Source organism: Photorhabdus sp. RM96S, assembly GCF_042879335.1.
GTDB lineage: Bacteria > Pseudomonadota > Gammaproteobacteria > Enterobacterales > Enterobacteriaceae > Photorhabdus > Photorhabdus kayaii.
Genome location: NZ_JBHFKT010000035.1, coordinates 36,501 through 53,271 on the forward strand (window position 1 = coordinate 36,501; position 16,771 = coordinate 53,271).

The 16,771-nt window shown below is 39.1% G+C and carries 15 protein-coding genes, 1 tRNA gene and 1 pseudogene; 7 read left to right on the top strand and 10 right to left on the bottom strand.

Annotated elements, in window-relative coordinates; translation table 11 throughout:
- Positions 1-80: 80 nt before the first annotated feature.
- From ACGF49_RS18705 to folD, 8 genes are all read right to left on the bottom strand, one after another.
- Positions 81-1,247, bottom strand: coding sequence for a glutathionylspermidine synthase family protein (locus ACGF49_RS18705; RefSeq protein ID WP_113043826.1), 1,167 nt, complete (start codon positions 1,245-1,247; stop codon positions 81-83).
- A 119-nt stretch (positions 1,248-1,366) separates the two neighbouring features.
- The gene (locus ACGF49_RS18710) at positions 1,367-2,242 is read right to left on the bottom strand and encodes a DUF1190 domain-containing protein (protein ID WP_113043825.1); all 876 of its coding nucleotides are present in this window, start codon (positions 2,240-2,242) and stop codon (positions 1,367-1,369) included.
- A 12-nt stretch (positions 2,243-2,254) separates the two neighbouring features.
- The gene (locus ACGF49_RS18715; RefSeq protein ID WP_112879697.1) at positions 2,255-2,692 is read right to left on the bottom strand and encodes a DUF350 domain-containing protein; all 438 of its coding nucleotides are present in this window, start codon (positions 2,690-2,692) and stop codon (positions 2,255-2,257) included.
- The gene (locus ACGF49_RS18720; protein WP_113043824.1) at positions 2,693-3,355 is read right to left on the bottom strand and encodes a YjfK family protein; all 663 of its coding nucleotides are present in this window, start codon (positions 3,353-3,355) and stop codon (positions 2,693-2,695) included. It abuts the gene before it with no gap.
- A 65-nt stretch (positions 3,356-3,420) separates the two neighbouring features.
- Complete coding sequence (locus ACGF49_RS18725) at positions 3,421-4,104, bottom strand: PspA/IM30 family protein (RefSeq protein WP_113043823.1); 684 nt, start codon at positions 4,102-4,104, stop codon at positions 3,421-3,423.
- A 20-nt stretch (positions 4,105-4,124) separates the two neighbouring features.
- Positions 4,125-4,541, bottom strand: coding sequence for a DUF2170 family protein (locus tag ACGF49_RS18730; protein ID WP_191214888.1), 417 nt, complete (start codon positions 4,539-4,541; stop codon positions 4,125-4,127).
- A gap of 887 nt (positions 4,542-5,428) precedes the next feature.
- Positions 5,429-5,641, bottom strand: a complete 213-nt coding sequence (gene ybcJ, locus ACGF49_RS18735) for a ribosome-associated protein YbcJ (RefSeq protein ID WP_113043822.1) — start codon at positions 5,639-5,641, stop codon at positions 5,429-5,431.
- Complete coding sequence (gene folD, locus ACGF49_RS18740; RefSeq protein WP_113043821.1) at positions 5,641-6,516, bottom strand: bifunctional methylenetetrahydrofolate dehydrogenase/methenyltetrahydrofolate cyclohydrolase FolD; 876 nt, start codon at positions 6,514-6,516, stop codon at positions 5,641-5,643. Before folD ends, ybcJ begins: the two co-directional genes overlap by 1 nt.
- A gap of 196 nt (positions 6,517-6,712) precedes the next feature.
- Here folD and ACGF49_RS18745 point away from each other — a divergent pair.
- The 7 genes and pseudogenes from ACGF49_RS18745 (at position 6,713) to ACGF49_RS18775 (ending at position 15,480) form a co-directional block, all read left to right on the top strand.
- A tRNA-Arg gene (locus tag ACGF49_RS18745) sits at positions 6,713-6,789 on the top strand.
- 318 nt (positions 6,790-7,107) lie between these two features.
- Complete coding sequence (locus ACGF49_RS18750) at positions 7,108-8,664, top strand: type I restriction-modification system subunit M (RefSeq protein WP_387492239.1); 1,557 nt, start codon at positions 7,108-7,110, stop codon at positions 8,662-8,664.
- Entirely contained in the window at positions 8,661-9,917 is a 1,257-nt protein-coding gene (locus tag ACGF49_RS18755) for a restriction endonuclease subunit S (protein WP_387492242.1), read from the top strand. The genes ACGF49_RS18750 and ACGF49_RS18755 overlap by 4 nt, the downstream gene beginning before the upstream one ends.
- A 1-nt stretch (position 9,918) precedes the next feature.
- Positions 9,919-11,073, top strand: coding sequence for an AAA family ATPase (locus tag ACGF49_RS18760; protein ID WP_262978189.1), 1,155 nt, complete (start codon positions 9,919-9,921; stop codon positions 11,071-11,073).
- 25 nt (positions 11,074-11,098) lie between these two features.
- Positions 11,099-14,215, top strand: a complete 3,117-nt coding sequence (locus ACGF49_RS18765; RefSeq protein ID WP_262978190.1) for a type I restriction endonuclease subunit R — start codon at positions 11,099-11,101, stop codon at positions 14,213-14,215.
- Positions 14,216-14,687: 472 nt separating this feature from the next.
- Positions 14,688-14,840: pseudogene (locus ACGF49_RS18770) on the top strand (helix-turn-helix domain-containing protein); the annotation flags it as partial.
- A 460-nt stretch (positions 14,841-15,300) separates the two neighbouring features.
- Positions 15,301-15,480, top strand: a complete 180-nt coding sequence (locus tag ACGF49_RS18775; protein ID WP_387492245.1) for a hypothetical protein — start codon at positions 15,301-15,303, stop codon at positions 15,478-15,480.
- A gap of 77 nt (positions 15,481-15,557) precedes the next feature.
- On the opposite strand, the gene ACGF49_RS18780 is transcribed toward ACGF49_RS18775, so the two are convergent.
- Together ACGF49_RS18780 and ACGF49_RS18785 are read right to left on the bottom strand one after the other, a co-directional pair.
- On the bottom strand, positions 15,558-16,115 hold the full coding sequence (locus ACGF49_RS18780) for a hypothetical protein (protein WP_387492248.1): 558 nt from the start codon (positions 16,113-16,115) through the stop codon (positions 15,558-15,560).
- Positions 16,084-16,290: an SIR2 family protein gene (locus tag ACGF49_RS18785; RefSeq protein WP_387492253.1), complete on the bottom strand. Its 207-nt coding sequence runs from the start codon at positions 16,288-16,290 to the stop codon at positions 16,084-16,086. The genes ACGF49_RS18780 and ACGF49_RS18785 overlap by 32 nt, the downstream gene beginning before the upstream one ends.
- Positions 16,291-16,771 lie beyond the last annotated feature (481 nt).

The window sequence follows — 16,771 nt, forward strand, 5'->3', positions numbered from 1 at the left end:
AGCAATAAAATTGGATGTTTACTAAGAGCCAGAAAGCAGGGTATTCCACCCTGCTCCAGAAATAAACAGTTATAGAATCATTAACCTAAAATAATATGAGGTACAAATCGTGATGTATCCTTCGTGATCCTGCCAATATCTTCCCTAACCGATAGACCCGCAGGCGTATCATTAACGAGCCAACTACCGATAAGAACATGGCTATTACCGATCTTTGGCAATGGGGTGTATTGCTGCACAATGTAACCCTCTTCACCGTAAGGACCATCTACCTTTTCAACTACTTTGCCATCTTTATGAATACTAATATTCGCGCCCTCACGGCTGAATATCGGCTTCATAACATAATAAGTCAGGCACTTGGCTTGCGGATCATCGGCAAAATAAGCTTCAAGCAGATTTGGGTGTCCTGGAAACATCTCCCAAAGCAATGGCAAAATTGCTTTATTCGAAGTGATGCATTTCCACATTGGCTCAAACCAGTTAACACCCGCGCTGACTAGGTATTGAGCATATTCTTCACGAAACATGAACTCCCACGGGTACAACTTGAACATAGAGTCTATGATCTTGTTATTACTATCCGTAAATTGACCACACTCGCTGAGCCCAATGTCTTCAATGTAGACAAACTCGGTATGAATACCGGCATCTTTGGCACAGTCAGCCATGTAATCAACCGAGCCCTTGTCTTCTTCCGTACCCTTACAGCAGGCAAAATGAAGCGTGTTGAATGGCAAAAAGGGTTTCAGTTCACAAAAGCGATTAACAAGCAACTCCTGTAGTAAGTTGAACTGATCAGCAGCATGAGGCAATTCACCACGGTTAACCTTATCTTCCAACCACAGCCAGCTAAAAAAACCATGTTCATAAATAGAAGTCGGCGTATCTGAGTTAATTTCCAATAACTTAGCCGGGTTTTTACCATCATAGGCAAAATCAAGGCGACTATAGAGACTTGGATCTCTGCGCTTCCAAGATCCACGAACCAATGACCACATTGCTTCTGGAATTTGGAATCTAGTCATCAACTCATCACTGTTAACCACTTGCTCTACTGCTTGAAGGCTCAACCGGTGGATTTCCGCTGTCGGATCTTCAATATGTTCTTCAATCTGCTTGAGAGTAAACTGGTAATAACGGTCTTCCGTCCAGTACGGCTCATTATCGATTGTATGGAAACCAAACCCAAATTCTTTTGCTCGCACTTTCCAATCATGACGAGGTGTTGTTGGGATCTGAAGCATGACGTTAACCCTTTGATAATACTTATTTGAATCTTGGAAAAAATCATCTCACAAATGCTTAATGCGGCAATAATGACTCCATGCAAGAGACTGGCCTGAGAATAAAATGTCAGCGCTGGTTAACCACCCCAACTGTATTTAGCGGAAGATGTTGAACCAAAACCACCAGAAGACTTGGTCGTGACGATTGGCTTGCTATCATAGCCAGAATAACGGGAACCGCTGCTTTTAAACTTTTGTTCCTTTTCACGTATCAAGCGCTCTCGATACATTCTCTCTTTATGCTTACGCGCTGAATAATCACCGATCTCAGATGCGATATAAGCAGTTGATAGGGAGTTCAGTACAGGGTTTATACCTGCAACGACATTTGTATTTGTTCCAACTTGAGAAACTTCTCGTTTCTCCATTGGCAAGCGAACCGTCTCCAGCGGCTGCAAATAACGTCGGCTCATTTCGTACTGGATATTGCCAATATCGGAATAAGTACTAATGACCTTGCCATCAGCGAAAAAAAGCTTACCGTACAGGTCGCTATAGCCTGATGTTGAAGTAAATAGTGGCTGGTAAAACACGTTGCGATACTTTTCAGCAACGTCGTACTTGCTAAACTGTTCTGGCTTCACCTCCGCCATCATAAAGGCGGCCATCTTCGGTCGATAACCCACTTGCCCCGGCATTGCTTCACACTCACCGTACTCCAGCTCACACATAGCTTTCCGGCGAAATTTCTGCGAAGTACGCTCCGCTTCGCGTAATGCCGCTTGGTATGTAGTTTCACATTGAGCAGCGATCGTATTCTTCGGATTATTCTGACAAGACGCCAAATCCTTATAAACATGAATTGACAACTCATCCGCCGATTGACCACAACCAACGAGTGAACCAACACTGAGCGCCAATGACGTGAATGAGAAACCACGCCAATATTTACGCTTACTCTCAATGTTAATGGCTGTGCTGCGCATTCTGCGCTTTTTATTCCCGTTCGTCATACAATCCCTAAATCAGTAAGTCATGCAGGCTGCGTTTAAAAGACCAACAGAAATTGACACCGCCGCCAGCACAACCGCAGCAGGGACCTCATTATTCTCAATGCGGGATACAATCTTTGGCATCATGAATATGCGAACCATGAAGAAGCCAGCAATCTGAGCCAACAGCGCAACAACACTCCACATCACGAAATCAATAACCCCCACAGAGTTGCTTGCTGCACTTGCAATGGCGATGCTGTAACCAACCAGCGCACCACCAAGCGATATCGCAGCGGCACTATTCTTCTCTTCCTTAATAAGTTTCCATTCATCATGCGGAGTAATTATTGTGTAGATGAATTTGAAAACGATGAAAAAAACCAGCGCCAGCCCAAAACATAAACCAAAATTGCCTACACCATGCATAAATTGCGTGAAAGCCTGTTCTTCATTCTCCAATGTGATCATTTATGCCACCACTTTAAAATCAGTTTGGTTAAGTTGAATACCGGTGCTCAGTACCATCAATCTATCCAGATGACTCCCTACAACTTTTTCTTCTCCCACAACCTGAAGTTCTTCTGTTCTGTTATGAGCAACCTGACGCGTATACACCATCACAAACTGATCAGTTTCAGTTATGTGTCCCTCTTTACTGTAAGTTTTTTCGGTAACAGCCACAGGCTTAATGTTGTCCCATAACTGAGAGAACTGGGTACCATCGAGATCATATCGTCTGCCTGGTGTAACGATACCGTTTTCAATCAGCGCATCCCATTGAGCTTGTGAATCGATCGGTTGAGTTTCGTAAAAGTACCACAGGCTCACTTCCTTCACGCCGTCATCCCCCTCCCCTTCTTGCAGCACTTGAAGGTAACCTTCATCATCCGTGTAATAACGAACCAAACGCACGTTATCACCTAAATCGACAACACCAACGGAACATATAAGCTGAGTTGAAGCTGCATTTTCGATCGTTAGGTCAGATTCAATCAGTTTTAGCATCAGCGGGTCTATCTCAAGTGCACCACCAATACGCAAACCTAATACTTCCGGCACCTTTGGAACAACAGGCGCAACCGCCTTACCCCCGAATGCGCTCTTAAACGCATCTACGATTTTGGAAAGCATAGAAATATCTCTTGATAGGAAGATCCCACTTTAAAAAGCAGGATCTTGATTTAACAACTGGGTATTTACTTGCCAAGGATACGAGCAAGTTCATCTTCTGCAGACATAGAACTTGAAGTTATGCCAGCCTCTTTAAGCTTTTTATCCAGATCGCTAGAAGTCATACTATCGTGGAGCTCCTGCTGAGCCTCGAACTGAGCCGCTTTCTCAGCCTGACGTGACTTGATACGCTCAAGAGAATCAAGGGCGGTAGATGTTTTTGAAGAAGCGCCAACGACAGAACTGTGAGTCGCTGCTTGGGCTTTCTGCACCTGTTCAGTTGCCTTAACCAAATCAACTTGGTTCTCAAGCTGAGACACCTTCTTTTTCGCCTCTTGTACATTGTGTCGGTGCATCGTTTCAGCCTTCTGGAACGATTCAAACAACCCTTGTTCTTTTTCCTGTTCGTCACGCAAGGTCGCAACTTTCTGAGCACACTCCAGAGCAAGCCCATTATCACCTTTACCTGCGGCAGAGCGAGCATAACCCTCGTACTCTGAGATACTGCTTTTGATATCCGCAACCTTTTTCTCTGCCATTTTTCGTTTAGCAATAATGCTAACCAGGCTTTCATCCGCACGTCGGATTTCTGCTTTTGCTTCTCGAATTTCCTGATCAAGGATCGTCAGAGCATTGCCATCAGCAACAGCTTCTGCCGCGTTATTTACCGTTCCTTTGATTGCCTTAAAAAGCTTTTTCCACACGTTCATTAATATTTGCCTCTATATTGTTATTTTAGGAACTCAGAATACGCATCAAGAAGTTCAGTGATGTTGGCAAACAACGTAGAGACTTCGATGACAACGCTTTCTTGTTTTGATTCTGATGACAATGAACCAAAAGCGGTATAGTAAGATTGACCATCTACTTTAGTTATTCCAACTGAAGTCAGAGGAATCATCTTATGCGTTTCTAAAATAAACTGATTTAAGGCGGCAGGATCTAAAACATTCTCTTCCGAAAACAGTAATGCTTCCACTGTAATTTGCCTTCCACAAATAGCCAGATGAGCCTTAATTCCGTCTTCGTTAGTCATTGCCAGACATTCACCGATTTGCTCTACGGTCCAGTTGTTACCAGATTCATTAAGCGCTTTAATTACTTGATTTAATTCCAAACTATCTACTCCACTGGTTTGTTTTATCATTAAAATCAGCATATTAAGTTTAAATTATCATCAGATTACACATTTTTCAATAAGTATTGTATTAAAAGCGCACAACACCTTAAATACTGCATATTCACTAAACAGGGTTAAAATTTTATACCATTTGATAAGTGACCTTTTAATACCTAAATACCACCTGCACAGAACACTATGAGAAAGCTCGAATGTCAAACTGGATGATTAAAACCACGCTTATACTAAGGTTGGTTACCTACAGCTTAAACCTATAATCGTGGACAAGATAAATAGAGAATTACGGGGTAAAATAAAAATTTCCAGTAAAATCAACTTAGGTTAATAAAAATATCCATTTTGGTCATCCGTTTATTCAAGCTAATATCGAAGCTAAAATATTTTTCATCATCCCGTTTATCTCCGATATAAAAAACCTTTTCTACTTATTAGTGCTTTTCACATTTAACAGAGATTAACTTGTACATTAAGTTTAAGGTTTAAGGTTTAAGGTTTAATTCTTATTTACCATTATAACCTTTTTACATTTTCATTATTTTTCATCGAGGTACTTTTTAACTACAGATACTTCGGTTAACTAACAACAATAACCTATCGGATTTAATCCAAAGGTATTCAACCTATATACCCGTCATCTTTCAAGTTGCCTCTTTGTTGGCTGCACTCGCTCACCCCGGTCACATAGTTATCTATGCTCCCGGGGATTCGTTCCCTTGCCGTCGTGATGCATCTTGAAATCCATTGGGTATAAGTCCCTAAATCAAGCTTAATCGTGCTTTAACTCACTTTCCAACCATTACCGATTAAACACTTTTTCGGTCAATCCCAACCAAAAAGCGAATACTTTACCCGCAATCTACGGCTCCCTTCATTTTTAAGGGAGCCCGTTTTAATCATTCTTTAATGTGAACAGATTTACCATCAAAGGTAACAACCTGCCCGGTTATAGCTTTGTAACGTTTACGGGTTTCTATCTGACCGTTTACTTCAACCAGACCTTCAGCAATAACCGCTTTAGCGCTAGCGCCGCTTTCGCTCCACCCTTGAAACTTTAACAGATCACACAGCGCCACATGAGGATGGCCTTCTAAATAAAAAATTTCCATTAACAACCTTCAATTTTTTCCACATCATGGTATTCCTCGCAGGCTTGCAAGGTATTCTGGATAAGTGTCGCGACTGTCATTGGGCCAACCCCCCCTGGAACCGGAGAGATCCAGCTTGCACGCTCTGACGCGGTTTCAAAATCAACATCGCCGATGACTTTTCCATCTTCCAGACGATTAATTCCGACATCAATAACAATAGCGCCAGGTTTAATCCATTCACCAGGGATAAAGTTTGGTTTACCAACAGCCACAATGAGCAAATCTGCGTGCTCCACATGGTGGCGTAAATCTTTAGTAAAGCGATGAGTCACCGTGGTGGTACAGCCAGCCAATAACAACTCCAGGCTCATTGGGCGACCAACAATATTTGAAGCACCGATAATGACGGCATTCAGCCCATAAGTATTGATTCCACAACGCTCAAGCAACGTTGCGATACCGCGCGGAGTACAGGGACGCAGCTTTGGAGCGCGTTGACACAAACGACCAATATTATAGGGATGGAAGCCATCAACATCCTTATCAGGCTGGATACGCTCCAGAACTTTGACATTATCAATACCGGCAGGTAAAGGGAGCTGAACCAAAATACCATCAATTTCTGAATCATTATTAAGCTGATCGATAAGATTCAACAACTCGGCTTCACTGGTGGTATCTGGCAGGTCATAGGAACGGGAAACAAACCCGACTTCCTCACAGGCACGGCGTTTGCTTGCGACATAAATTTGAGAAGCCGGATTTTCGCCGACTAAAACAACGGCAAGACCAGGAGCACGTCTTCCCGCAGCAACACGTTGTTGAACACGCACTGCGACTTCACTTCTGATTGTCTGCGCAATCGTTTTCCCGTCAATAATTTTTGCTGGCATGTACGAATAAATCCATAAATCAAACATTGGGATACTACCTATTTTGTCAGAACATGAACGTGCTGTCAGTTTTATTGATAATCAGAAAATAGCCAGATGAAGATTTATAAGTAGAAAAGCCATTGACTCAAGGAGTTGTCACCGTATAATCTCTCCCCGCATCAGAGCACTACTGATGCAGCTCATCTCTCAAGATGCGCCCTTAGCTCAGCTGGATAGAGCAACGGCCTTCTAAGCCGTAGGTCACAGGTTCGAATCCTGTAGGGCGCGCCATATCAACCTCTCTCATCGTCTAGCAAAGCCCATAAATCTAGTAAATACAAAGAATTAGGCTCTCCTTGTTCTCCAGAAGTCGAGTAAAATCCGCTGAAATAACCTGCCAGAAGAGTAATTTTTTCTTAATGTAGGCATTTTTCAAAGAAATATAAAAAAGTGGATTGTCTATCAGGTTGGAAGCAGTCCAAAATGCCCCAGAGATGACGACTAAACTTGTAGCGATTCAAAATGATTAGAACGTCTTTACTCGTTATAATACTGGGATGATTATGGGCCGATGGCCATTCAAAAACGTATTAAAAGTGGAGTTTCACAATGACAAGTACCCAACAACGCGCCGAACTACAGCGTCAAATCTGGCAAATTGCTAACGATGTGAGAGGTTCGGTGGATGGCTGGGATTTCAAACAGTACGTACTAGGTACGCTGTTTTATCGCTTTATAAGTGAAAACTTTGCAAACTACATTGAAGGCGGTGATGAAAGCATTAACTATGCCGAGCTTCCAGATGATGTTATCACTGACGATATTAAAGATGACGCTATTAAAACCAAAGGCTATTTTATTTACCCAAGCCAGCTGTTTGTTAATATTGCCGAAAATGCTAATAAAAATGATAATTTAAACAAAGATTTAAATTCCATTTTCGTCGCTATTGAAAGCTCAGCCAACGGCTACCCATCTGAAGCCGAGATTAAGGGTCTTTTTGCCGATTTTGACACCACCAGTAACCGTTTAGGTAATACAGTTAAAGATAAAAACACCCGCTTAGCCGCAGTCTTAAAAGGCGTGGCAGGGCTTAAATTTGGTCACTTTGAAAGTAACAAAATCGACTTGTTTGGTGATGCTTACGAGTTTTTAATCTCTAACTACGCTGCTAATGCGGGTAAATCAGGTGGTGAATTTTTTACACCACAACACGTTTCCAGGCTAATCGCTCAGCTCGCCATGCATGGGCAAACCAGCGTGAATAAAATCTATGATCCAGCCGCTGGTTCTGGCTCACTGCTATTACAAGCCAAAAAACACTTCGATGCCCACATTATTGAAGACGGTTTCTTTGGTCAGGAGATTAACCATACCACCTATAACCTTGCGCGTATGAATATGTTTTTACACAACATTAATTACGACAAGTTTAATATTATGTTGGGCAATACCTTAACCGAACCGCATTTTGGTGATGACAAACCGTTCGATGCCATCGTCTCTAATCCACCGTATTCGGTGAAATGGATTGGCAGTGATGATCCAACACTGATCAATGATGACCGCTTTGCTCCCGCTGGCGTATTAGCGCCGAAGTCCAAAGCCGACTTTGCCTTTGTACTGCACGCATTGAGTTACTTATCCAGCAAAGGCCGCGCGGCAATTGTTTGCTTTCCGGGTATTTTTTACCGTGGTGGAGCTGAGCAAAAGATCCGCCAATATCTGGTAGATAACAACTATGTTGAAACCGTGATCTCATTGGCACCTAACCTATTTTTTGGCACGACCATTGCTGTAAACATTCTTGTGCTGTCTAAACACAAAACCGAAACCACCACCCAGTTTATTGATGCAAGCACTCTGTTTAAAAAAGAAACCAATAACAACATACTTACCGACAATCATATCGAACAAATTATGCAGGTGTTTGATAGCAAAGCTGATATTGAACATTTGGCAAAATCAGTCAGTTTTGAAGCCATCGCCGCTAACGATTACAACCTATCGGTGAGTAGCTATGTCGAAGTTAAAGATAACCGCGAAGTAATTGATATTACAAAACTCAATGCCGAACTAAAGACTACCGTTAAAAAAATCGACCAGCTACGGGTAGATATTGATGCCATTGTTGCTGAGATTGAAGGCACGGAGAGTGAGGCATGAGCAATATGAGTTTTATGGAGAAATTGCTTGAATGCGCTGAGGTCGAATGGATGGCCTTGGGAGAAATTGGTGAGTTAGTTCGTGGTAATGGATTACAAAAAAAAGATTTTACCGAAACCGGTGTGCCTGCAATTCACTATGGACAAATTTATACTTATTACGGTTTGTCTACGACAAAAACTAAATCATTTGTTTCTCCTGAGCTGGCCAAAAAATTAAGGAAGGTTAATACAGGTGATGTTGTAATCACAAACACAAGTGAAAACCTTGAAGACGTTGGTAAGGCTCTGGTTTATCTGGGCGAGCAACAAGCAGTTACCGGGGGGCATGCCACAATTTTCAAACCAAGCCCAATTATCTTAGGGAAATATTTTGCTTATTTCACTCAAACAACCGAATTTGCAAATGAAAAAAGGAAATATGCAAAAGGAGCAAAAGTTATTGATGTTTCTGCATCTGATATGGCGAAAATCCAAATCCCTATTCCATATCCTGAAAAACTAGAAAAATCGCTTGTATTCCAAACTGAAATCGTCCGCATTTTGGACACCTTTACCGAGCTTACCGCTAAGCTTACCGCTGAGCTTACAGCTCGCAAAAAACAATACAACTACTATCGCGACCAATTGTTAAGCTTTGAAGAAAGTGAGGTGGAGTGGAAGACTTTGGGGGAAATTGGTGAATTTATTCGTGGCAATGGAATGCAAAAAAAAGATTTCATTGAAAATGGATTTCCAGCTATACATTATGGGCAAATCTACACCAGATATGGCCTATCATCTGATATAACTTTCACTTATGTATCTGAAAATTTAGCTAAAAAATTGAGAAAAGCTAATGAGAATGACCTTCTGCTTGCAACAACTTCCGAAAATGATGAGGATGTTGTGAAACCACTGGCATGGCTGGGCGGTCAAGTTGCTATTTCTGGCGATATGATGTTGTTCAGGAACGAACAAAACGTTAAATATTTAGCCTACTATTTTCAAACGGAAGCTTTTCAGGCGCAGAAAAGAAAGTATATTACCGGAACAAAGGTTCGTAGGGTCTCAAAGAGTGATCTAGAAAAAATTCTTGTTCCTATTCCATCACTAGCCGAGCAAGCTCGTATCGTCTCTACCTTAGATAAATTCGACGCTTTAACTAACTCCATTAGCGAAGGTTTGCCTCGTGAAATTGAACTACGTCAAAAGCAATACGAATATTATCGCGATCTGCTGTTGAGTTTCCCCAAGCCAGAGGTAGCGGCGTAATATGAGCAAAACGCTAACGGAAATAGCACAGCAGCTAAAAGATGCCAACAAGAAAGTGCAGTTGATCTATGCCTTTAATGGTACGGGTAAAACCCGGCTTTCGCGGGAATTTAAACAGCTTGTTGCTCCTAAAAATGATAATGATGAAAGTAGCAACAATGAAGAACTATCATTGACGCGTACTAATTTTTTGTATTACAACGCCTTTACCGAAGACTTGTTTTACTGGGATAACGACTTATCTGAGAATACCGAGCCTAAACTCAAAATCCAGCCGAATTCATTTACAGACTGGGTGCTGAAAGACCAAGGGCAAGATCGGAATATCATTGCTAACTTTCAACGCTATACGGATGAAAAATTAACTCCACATTTTAGCGAAAATAGTTCGGAGGTCACATTTTCTTTCGAACGTGGTAATGAAGCACCAACTGAAAATGTTAAAATATCAAAAGGCGAAGAAAGCAACTTTATCTGGAGTATGTTTTACACACTGATTGAGCAAGTAATAAGCGTGCTAAATGTTGCTGAACCCAGTGAGCGAGAAACAGATCAGTTTAATCAATTGCAATGCGTCTTTATTGATGATCCTGTGAGCTCGTTAGATGAAAACCATTTGATTGAGTTGGCAGTACATCTTGCGCAACTTATTAAATCTAACGAGTCTACCGTTAAATTCATCATCACGACACATAACCCTCTTTTCTATAATGTGCTACACAATGAGCTAAACAGTGATGATAAAAGCTATAAAAAGAAGTGGTTTGAGAAATATAGGCTGACAAAGCATGAAGATGGCACATATCAGCTAGCAATCCAACCTAATGATTCACCATTTTCATATCATCTTTATCTGAAGTCAGAACTCGAAAAAGCCATCGAAAGCGGTCAATTGAGCAAATATCACTTCAACTTTTTAAGAAATATATTAGAAAAAACCTCTACTTTTCTTGGCTATAAAAAGTGGGGTGATTTATTGCCAAAAACCGATGATGGCAGACCTAACCCTTATGAAGCCAGGATTATTAATATCTCTAGTCATTCAAAACATGCAGGTGAAGAGGTCGCTGAGCTTACGGAAGATGACAAGCGTGTTTTGCGCTATCTGGTTAATGAAATTAACACTATGTACCGCTTCCAACAGGCAGAAGACTAGAGTGAATCGAATTTATAGGTGAAGTATGTACGAATACAAAACTGTTGCTGAATCAAATAACTTTATCGTACTTGATAAATACACTAAGGAATTGCAGCTAAATGAAACCTATCAAAGCGAAGATAATTTAGAACGGGAATTGATCGACGATTTAGTCAACCAAGGTTATGAATATGTTACTGACTTAAACACGCCCCAAAAAATGCTGGCTAATGTGCGTGAGCAATTGCAGATACTGAATAATGTTAATTTTTCAGAAAGTGAGTGGCAACGCTTTATTGAGCAATACTTAGATAAGCCCAATGATAACAGCATAGACAAAACTCGTAAGATTCATAACGATTATATCTACGACTTTGTTTTTGATGATGGGCATATTGAGAACATCTATCTCGTGGATAAGAAAAACATTGCCCGTAATAAAGTACAAGTCATTAAGCAATTCAAGCAAACAGGGGCGCAAGCGAATCGATACGATGTAACCATTTTGGTTAATGGCCTGCCATTAGTACAAGTTGAGCTTAAAAAGCGCGGAGTTGCTATCCGTGAAGCCTTTAACCAAGTGCATCGTTATAGTAAAGAAAGCTTTAATACAGAAAACTCGCTGTTTAAATACTTACAGCTTTTTGTGATTTCAAACGGTACAGACACGCGCTATTTTGCCAATACTACCAAGCGTGATAAAAACAGTTTTGATTTCACCATGAATTGGGCCAAATCTGATAATACGCTGATTAAAGACTTAAAAGATTTTACAGCCACATTTTTTCAGAAAAATACCTTGCTGAATGTGTTAATTCATTATTCTGTATTTGATGTTAGCAATACTTTATTAGTGATGCGCCCCTATCAAATAGCGGCTACTGAACGTATTTTGTGGAAAATTAAAAGTGCGTATCAGGCTAAAAATTGGAGTAATACTGAAAGTGGTGGCTACATTTGGCATACCACGGGGTCGGGCAAAACCTTAACTAGTTTCAAAGCGGCGCGTTTGGCTACTGAGTTGGATTTTATCGATAAGGTGTTTTTTGTGGTCGATCGTAAGGATCTGGATTACCAGACCATGAAAGAATATCAACGTTTTTCGCCTGACAGCGTTAATGGTTCGGAGAGTACCGCAGGGCTAAAACGGAATATTGAAAAAGATGACAATAAAATTATTGTTACTACCATTCAAAAACTTAATAACTTAATAAAAAGTGAAAGCGATTTACCAATATACAATAAGCAAATAGTGTTTATTTTTGATGAGGCACACCGCAGCCAGTTTGGTGAAGCACAAAAAAACCTAAAGAAGAAATTTAAAAAGTATTATCAATTTGGTTTTACGGGCACGCCAATTTTCCCGCAAAATGCTTTAGGAGCAGACACCACCAGTAGTGTATTTGGCCGAGAATTACATTCGTATGTGATTACCGATGCCATTCGTGATGAAAAAGTATTGAAGTTTAAAGTTGATTATAACGATGTAAGACCACAGTTTAAGTCCATTGAAACCGAACAAGACGAGAAAAAGTTAACAGCGGCAGAAAACAAGCAAGCTTTTTTACATCCTGTTCGTATTCGTGAAATTTCCCAGTATATTTTAAATAACTTCAGGCAAAAAACGCATCGTCTCCAAGCCGGTGGCAAGGGGTTTAATGCTATGTTTGCTGTCAGTAGCGTGGATGCCGCCAAAGCTTATTATGAAGCGTTCAAGAATTTACAAAAAGAGACTGAAGAAAATAAAGCAAATAAAAAACCGCTTAATATTGCCACTATCTTCTCTTTCGCCACTAATGAAGAGCAAGATGCTATTGGTGAGATTATTGATGAAAGTTTTGAGCTCACCGCAATGGACAGCAGTGCCAAAGAATTTTTAAGCGCGGCCATTAATGATTATAATGCAGCGTTCAAAATGAATTTTGGTGTAGATAGTAAAGGTTTCCAAAACTACTATAAAGACCTCGCTAAGCGAGTGAAAAATCAAGAAGTAGATTTACTGATTGTTGTTGGCATGTTCTTAACAGGATTTGATGCGCCGACATTGAATACTTTATTTGTCGATAAAAATCTGCGTTACCACGGACTAATGCAAGCTTTTTCACGCACTAACCGTATTTATGACGCCACGAAGACCTTTGGCAATATCGTCACCTTCCGTGATTTAGAACAGTCTACAGTTGAAGCCATCACTTTATTTGGTGATAAGAACACCAAAAACGTAGTGCTGGAAAAAAGCTATAAAGAATACATGGAAGGCTTTACTGATTTAGTCACCGGCGAAGCACGTCGCGGATTTTTAGAGGTAGTGACAGAGCTACAAAGACGCTTTCCTAATCCTGATGATATTATTAAAGAGCAAGATAAAAAGGATTTTGCCAAACTATTTGGTGAATATTTACGTGCGGAGAATGTACTGCAAAACTATGATGAATTTGCAGGATTAAAGGCTCTACAACATGTAGATATTAGTAATCCGGAGGCTGTTGAGGCATTTAAGGCTAAATATTACCTGAGTGATGAAGATATCGCCGTGATGCAATCGATTGAGATGCCAACTGAGCGTACTATTCAAGATTATCGCTCAACCTATAATGATACGCGTGATTGGTTACGCCGTGAAAAGTCGTCTAACGAGAAAGATAAATCTACTATTGACTGGGATGACGTCGTCTTTGAAGTGGACTTGCTCAAATCGCAGGAAATTAATTTAGATTACATTCTTGAGTTGATTTTTGAAAACAATAAAAAGAATAAAAATAAGGCAGAATTAATTGATGAAGTTCGCCGTTTAATTCGTTCCAGCCTTGGCAATCGAGCAAAAGAAAGTTTAATTGTTGATTTCATTAATCAAACTAACTTGGACGAAATTATCGACAAGGCCAGTATTATTGATGAATTTTTCAAATTTGCTCAAGCTGAACAAAAACGTGAAGCAGAAGAGTTAATTAGCTCGGAGAAATTAAACGAAGAGGCGGCTAAGCGCTATATTACAGCATCATTAAAACGAGAATATGCAAGTGAAAACGGCACAGAGCTCAATTCCACTCTACCTAAGTTAAGTCCACTTAACCCAGAATACAGAACGAAAAAGCAGGCTGTCTTCCAGAAAATTGCTGCATTTGTTGAGAAGTTTAAAGGGGTAGGTGGGCAAATATAGGTGTGAGCTAATATACAACAGCCGATCTACTACTAGCTATTATAAGCCACTTACCAACCATCTAGACACCTTGACGTTTAGATGGTTGGTACGCTATTTTTCCCTCTTCCATTTGTATCATTATCTCACCTTTCCTCGGCTCACAAATTGATGCGTTTCAATAGTTTTAAACACCACAACAGATTGTAATTATTGTGAATTTTTATGAAGCTATTTTTACCATCAAACAAAAGTTAGCCCCGACAAATCTAATCGATAACGTATTAACCTGTTACTACAAAGATCCCATCGCTTGCAAGGATCACCCACCGGGTGGTGAAATAAAACTCCCGTAGCCTGAAAGGGAGAGCAAGATTGTGGTACATCTGCACACCTTTGGAAGCAGATATTGTCAGTAGAACAATCTTAAAAAGTTCGGCGATGAAGGTTTATTAAACTAAAAATTACCCCAGAAAGGTGTTTTGATATTACCACTACATCTACATTAGCCAATACGCTCAGTCGGCCTTGACCTAAAGGCGAATGGATTATTGCTAACTATCTCGAAATTCATCCCTCTGGAATTTGGCCTAGTCGGTATTTTGATATGTACAGTCAGCTTATTGAGCGAAAGGCTAGAAAATAATTTGACTAACAATAGCCTGAATTAAAAAGATATTTTCTTGTGGGGATAATAAGCCCCCCACTAATTGATAGTTAGAATTTTTCTTTTAATTAAGAGAAGTTAGGTCGCCTTGTTTTAATAAATCTAAACTTACATCTCCATGTATGAATAAATCAAAAGCTAAAAATAATTTTCTTAAGTCTGATTTTAAATGATCATCCTTTCCATTTCTTTTAAATAATGGAAAGGCTTCTTCTTGGATATATTTCCTTAATTCATTTTTACTTATTGATTTTATATTCTTTATTATAACAAATAATTCTTTGTTTTTTAATAAGTTCTCGGTTTTGATATCTTCAATTGAGCCAAACCCAATCCTTGAATATTTTTTGTCCAGATTGACAGATTTAACTATACCCTATGGATTTCAAGATGCATCGCGACGGCAAGGGAACGAATCCCCGGGAGCATAGATAACTATGTGACCGGGGTGAGTGAGTGCAGCCAACAAAGAGGCAACTTGAAAGATGACGGGTATAAATCATCTATTTTTCCATGTACCGTTATTCTTGTTTCTATTTTTTTCATTTCTTTTTTTGATATTTTTATATTATGGAAATCACAAGATTTTATTAACTTGGAGAAAGGAGTTCTGACATGAGGAGGATAATCGATGAGAAACTCAAGAGCCGATTTATTTGGTATTTCATTTTTCTCAAAGATATAATCTTCTAAATATTACATTTCTTTTACTCTAATATAAACAAGTTGTTTATCACCTAAGGCAACAACTAAATTTTTACCAGAATTGGCATGTTTCTCTAACTCATCCAAATCATAAGGTGTGACTAATAGACTACCTAGATTTCCTTTTTCCCCTTCTTCTAGTATAAGTTGCTTTATTACCCTTTGATATCTAAGAATATCATATGGCGGCAACCCTTCATCTATATTACTTATTTCATCATATATCTTTTTATAATTATCTGTTTCTATAGATGTATACGTTATTTGTGATTTATCATCTGTTCTATGTGTTTTTATAATATCCATTTCATCTTTTTTGAACTCAATCAAAATAATTCTTTCAGCAGATTTTCTTTTGTCTTCTTTCGGAAGTTGTGAAGAAAAATCAGTCAGTAGTTTTTTTACATTTCTATCTGTTAATGAATATCCAATAAAAATTATCGAGCTTTTTATCATGCTTGATAATATTTTTGCGCTAATCAGTATATACCGAATGAACTTCAAAATGCTTGAGCCGTCAGATATAAAAACATTTAAATTCAACAACATAATCGTTTTTCAAACATGCACTTTGAAGTATCTTGAGTATAGATTTATTATCATATCTTTCATAATCATAACTATTAATTACTATTGAATTAGGTAATTCTATATCTCCGTGTATCTTATATAACTCACTCCATCCAATAGTATCATCAAAAAAACCTTCATTGCCAATATAAATTTTAGGTTCAACATTTTGTTATGACAAAAGTGTTTCAATAAATGAATCGTAATTTGTTGTAATAATCATTTTTGCATTTTTTTAAAACTTCTTAAATGATTCAAGTTCATCTTTTTTAATATTTGGCCTTAATTTATCTTGCTTGAATCTTTGACATAAAGAATATTTAAATGGTGATATATCCTCATCAAAAACTCTTTTTGGTGTTAATCCTTCTAATGATATTTTACCTGAATTAAATAATTCCTTGAATTTTTTTCAATGTAAGTTGCTGCGTCCGAATATACTTTATGATTTAAATCAGAGTCATTTTATTCTTCTTTATATTTATCCTTTATTTCCGATAAGTAATTATAAAAACCTTGACCATCAGGGCAAGATCGTGAATATTTTGTTAAAAAAATCAGATTTGACCGACGGTAATAGTTATGATCTCATACTCTCTTTTTGAGAGCAAAAACCATGTGCTTTGATATTTTTA

Excerpts from the sequence above, each read along its gene's own strand:
- ACGF49_RS18710 (WP_113043825.1), bottom strand. The coding sequence starts at position 2,242 with ATGACGAACGGGAATAAAAAGCGCAGAATGCGCAGCACAGCCATTAAC.
- ACGF49_RS18715 (WP_112879697.1), bottom strand. The coding sequence starts at position 2,692 with ATGATCACATTGGAGAATGAAGAACAGGCTTTCACGCAATTTATGCAT.
- ACGF49_RS18720 (WP_113043824.1), bottom strand. The coding sequence starts at position 3,355 with ATGCTTTCCAAAATCGTAGATGCGTTTAAGAGCGCATTCGGGGGTAAG.
- ACGF49_RS18730 (WP_191214888.1), bottom strand. The coding sequence starts at position 4,541 with ATGATAAAACAAACCAGTGGAGTAGATAGTTTGGAATTAAATCAAGTA.
- ACGF49_RS18755 (WP_387492242.1), top strand. The coding sequence starts at position 8,661 with ATGAGCAATATGAGTTTTATGGAGAAATTGCTTGAATGCGCTGAGGTC.
- ACGF49_RS18765 (WP_262978190.1), top strand. The coding sequence starts at position 11,099 with ATGTACGAATACAAAACTGTTGCTGAATCAAATAACTTTATCGTACTT.
- ybcJ (WP_113043822.1), bottom strand. The coding sequence starts at position 5,641 with ATGGAAATTTTTTATTTAGAAGGCCATCCTCATGTGGCGCTGTGTGAT.
- ACGF49_RS18725 (WP_113043823.1), bottom strand. The coding sequence starts at position 4,104 with ATGAACGTGTGGAAAAAGCTTTTTAAGGCAATCAAAGGAACGGTAAAT.
- ACGF49_RS18780 (WP_387492248.1), bottom strand. The coding sequence starts at position 16,115 with ATGTTGTTGAATTTAAATGTTTTTATATCTGACGGCTCAAGCATTTTG.
- folD (WP_113043821.1), bottom strand. The coding sequence starts at position 6,516 with ATGCCAGCAAAAATTATTGACGGGAAAACGATTGCGCAGACAATCAGA.
- ACGF49_RS18750 (WP_387492239.1), top strand. The coding sequence starts at position 7,108 with ATGACAAGTACCCAACAACGCGCCGAACTACAGCGTCAAATCTGGCAA.
- ACGF49_RS18760 (WP_262978189.1), top strand. The coding sequence starts at position 9,919 with ATGAGCAAAACGCTAACGGAAATAGCACAGCAGCTAAAAGATGCCAAC.
- ACGF49_RS18705 (WP_113043826.1), bottom strand. The coding sequence starts at position 1,247 with ATGCTTCAGATCCCAACAACACCTCGTCATGATTGGAAAGTGCGAGCA.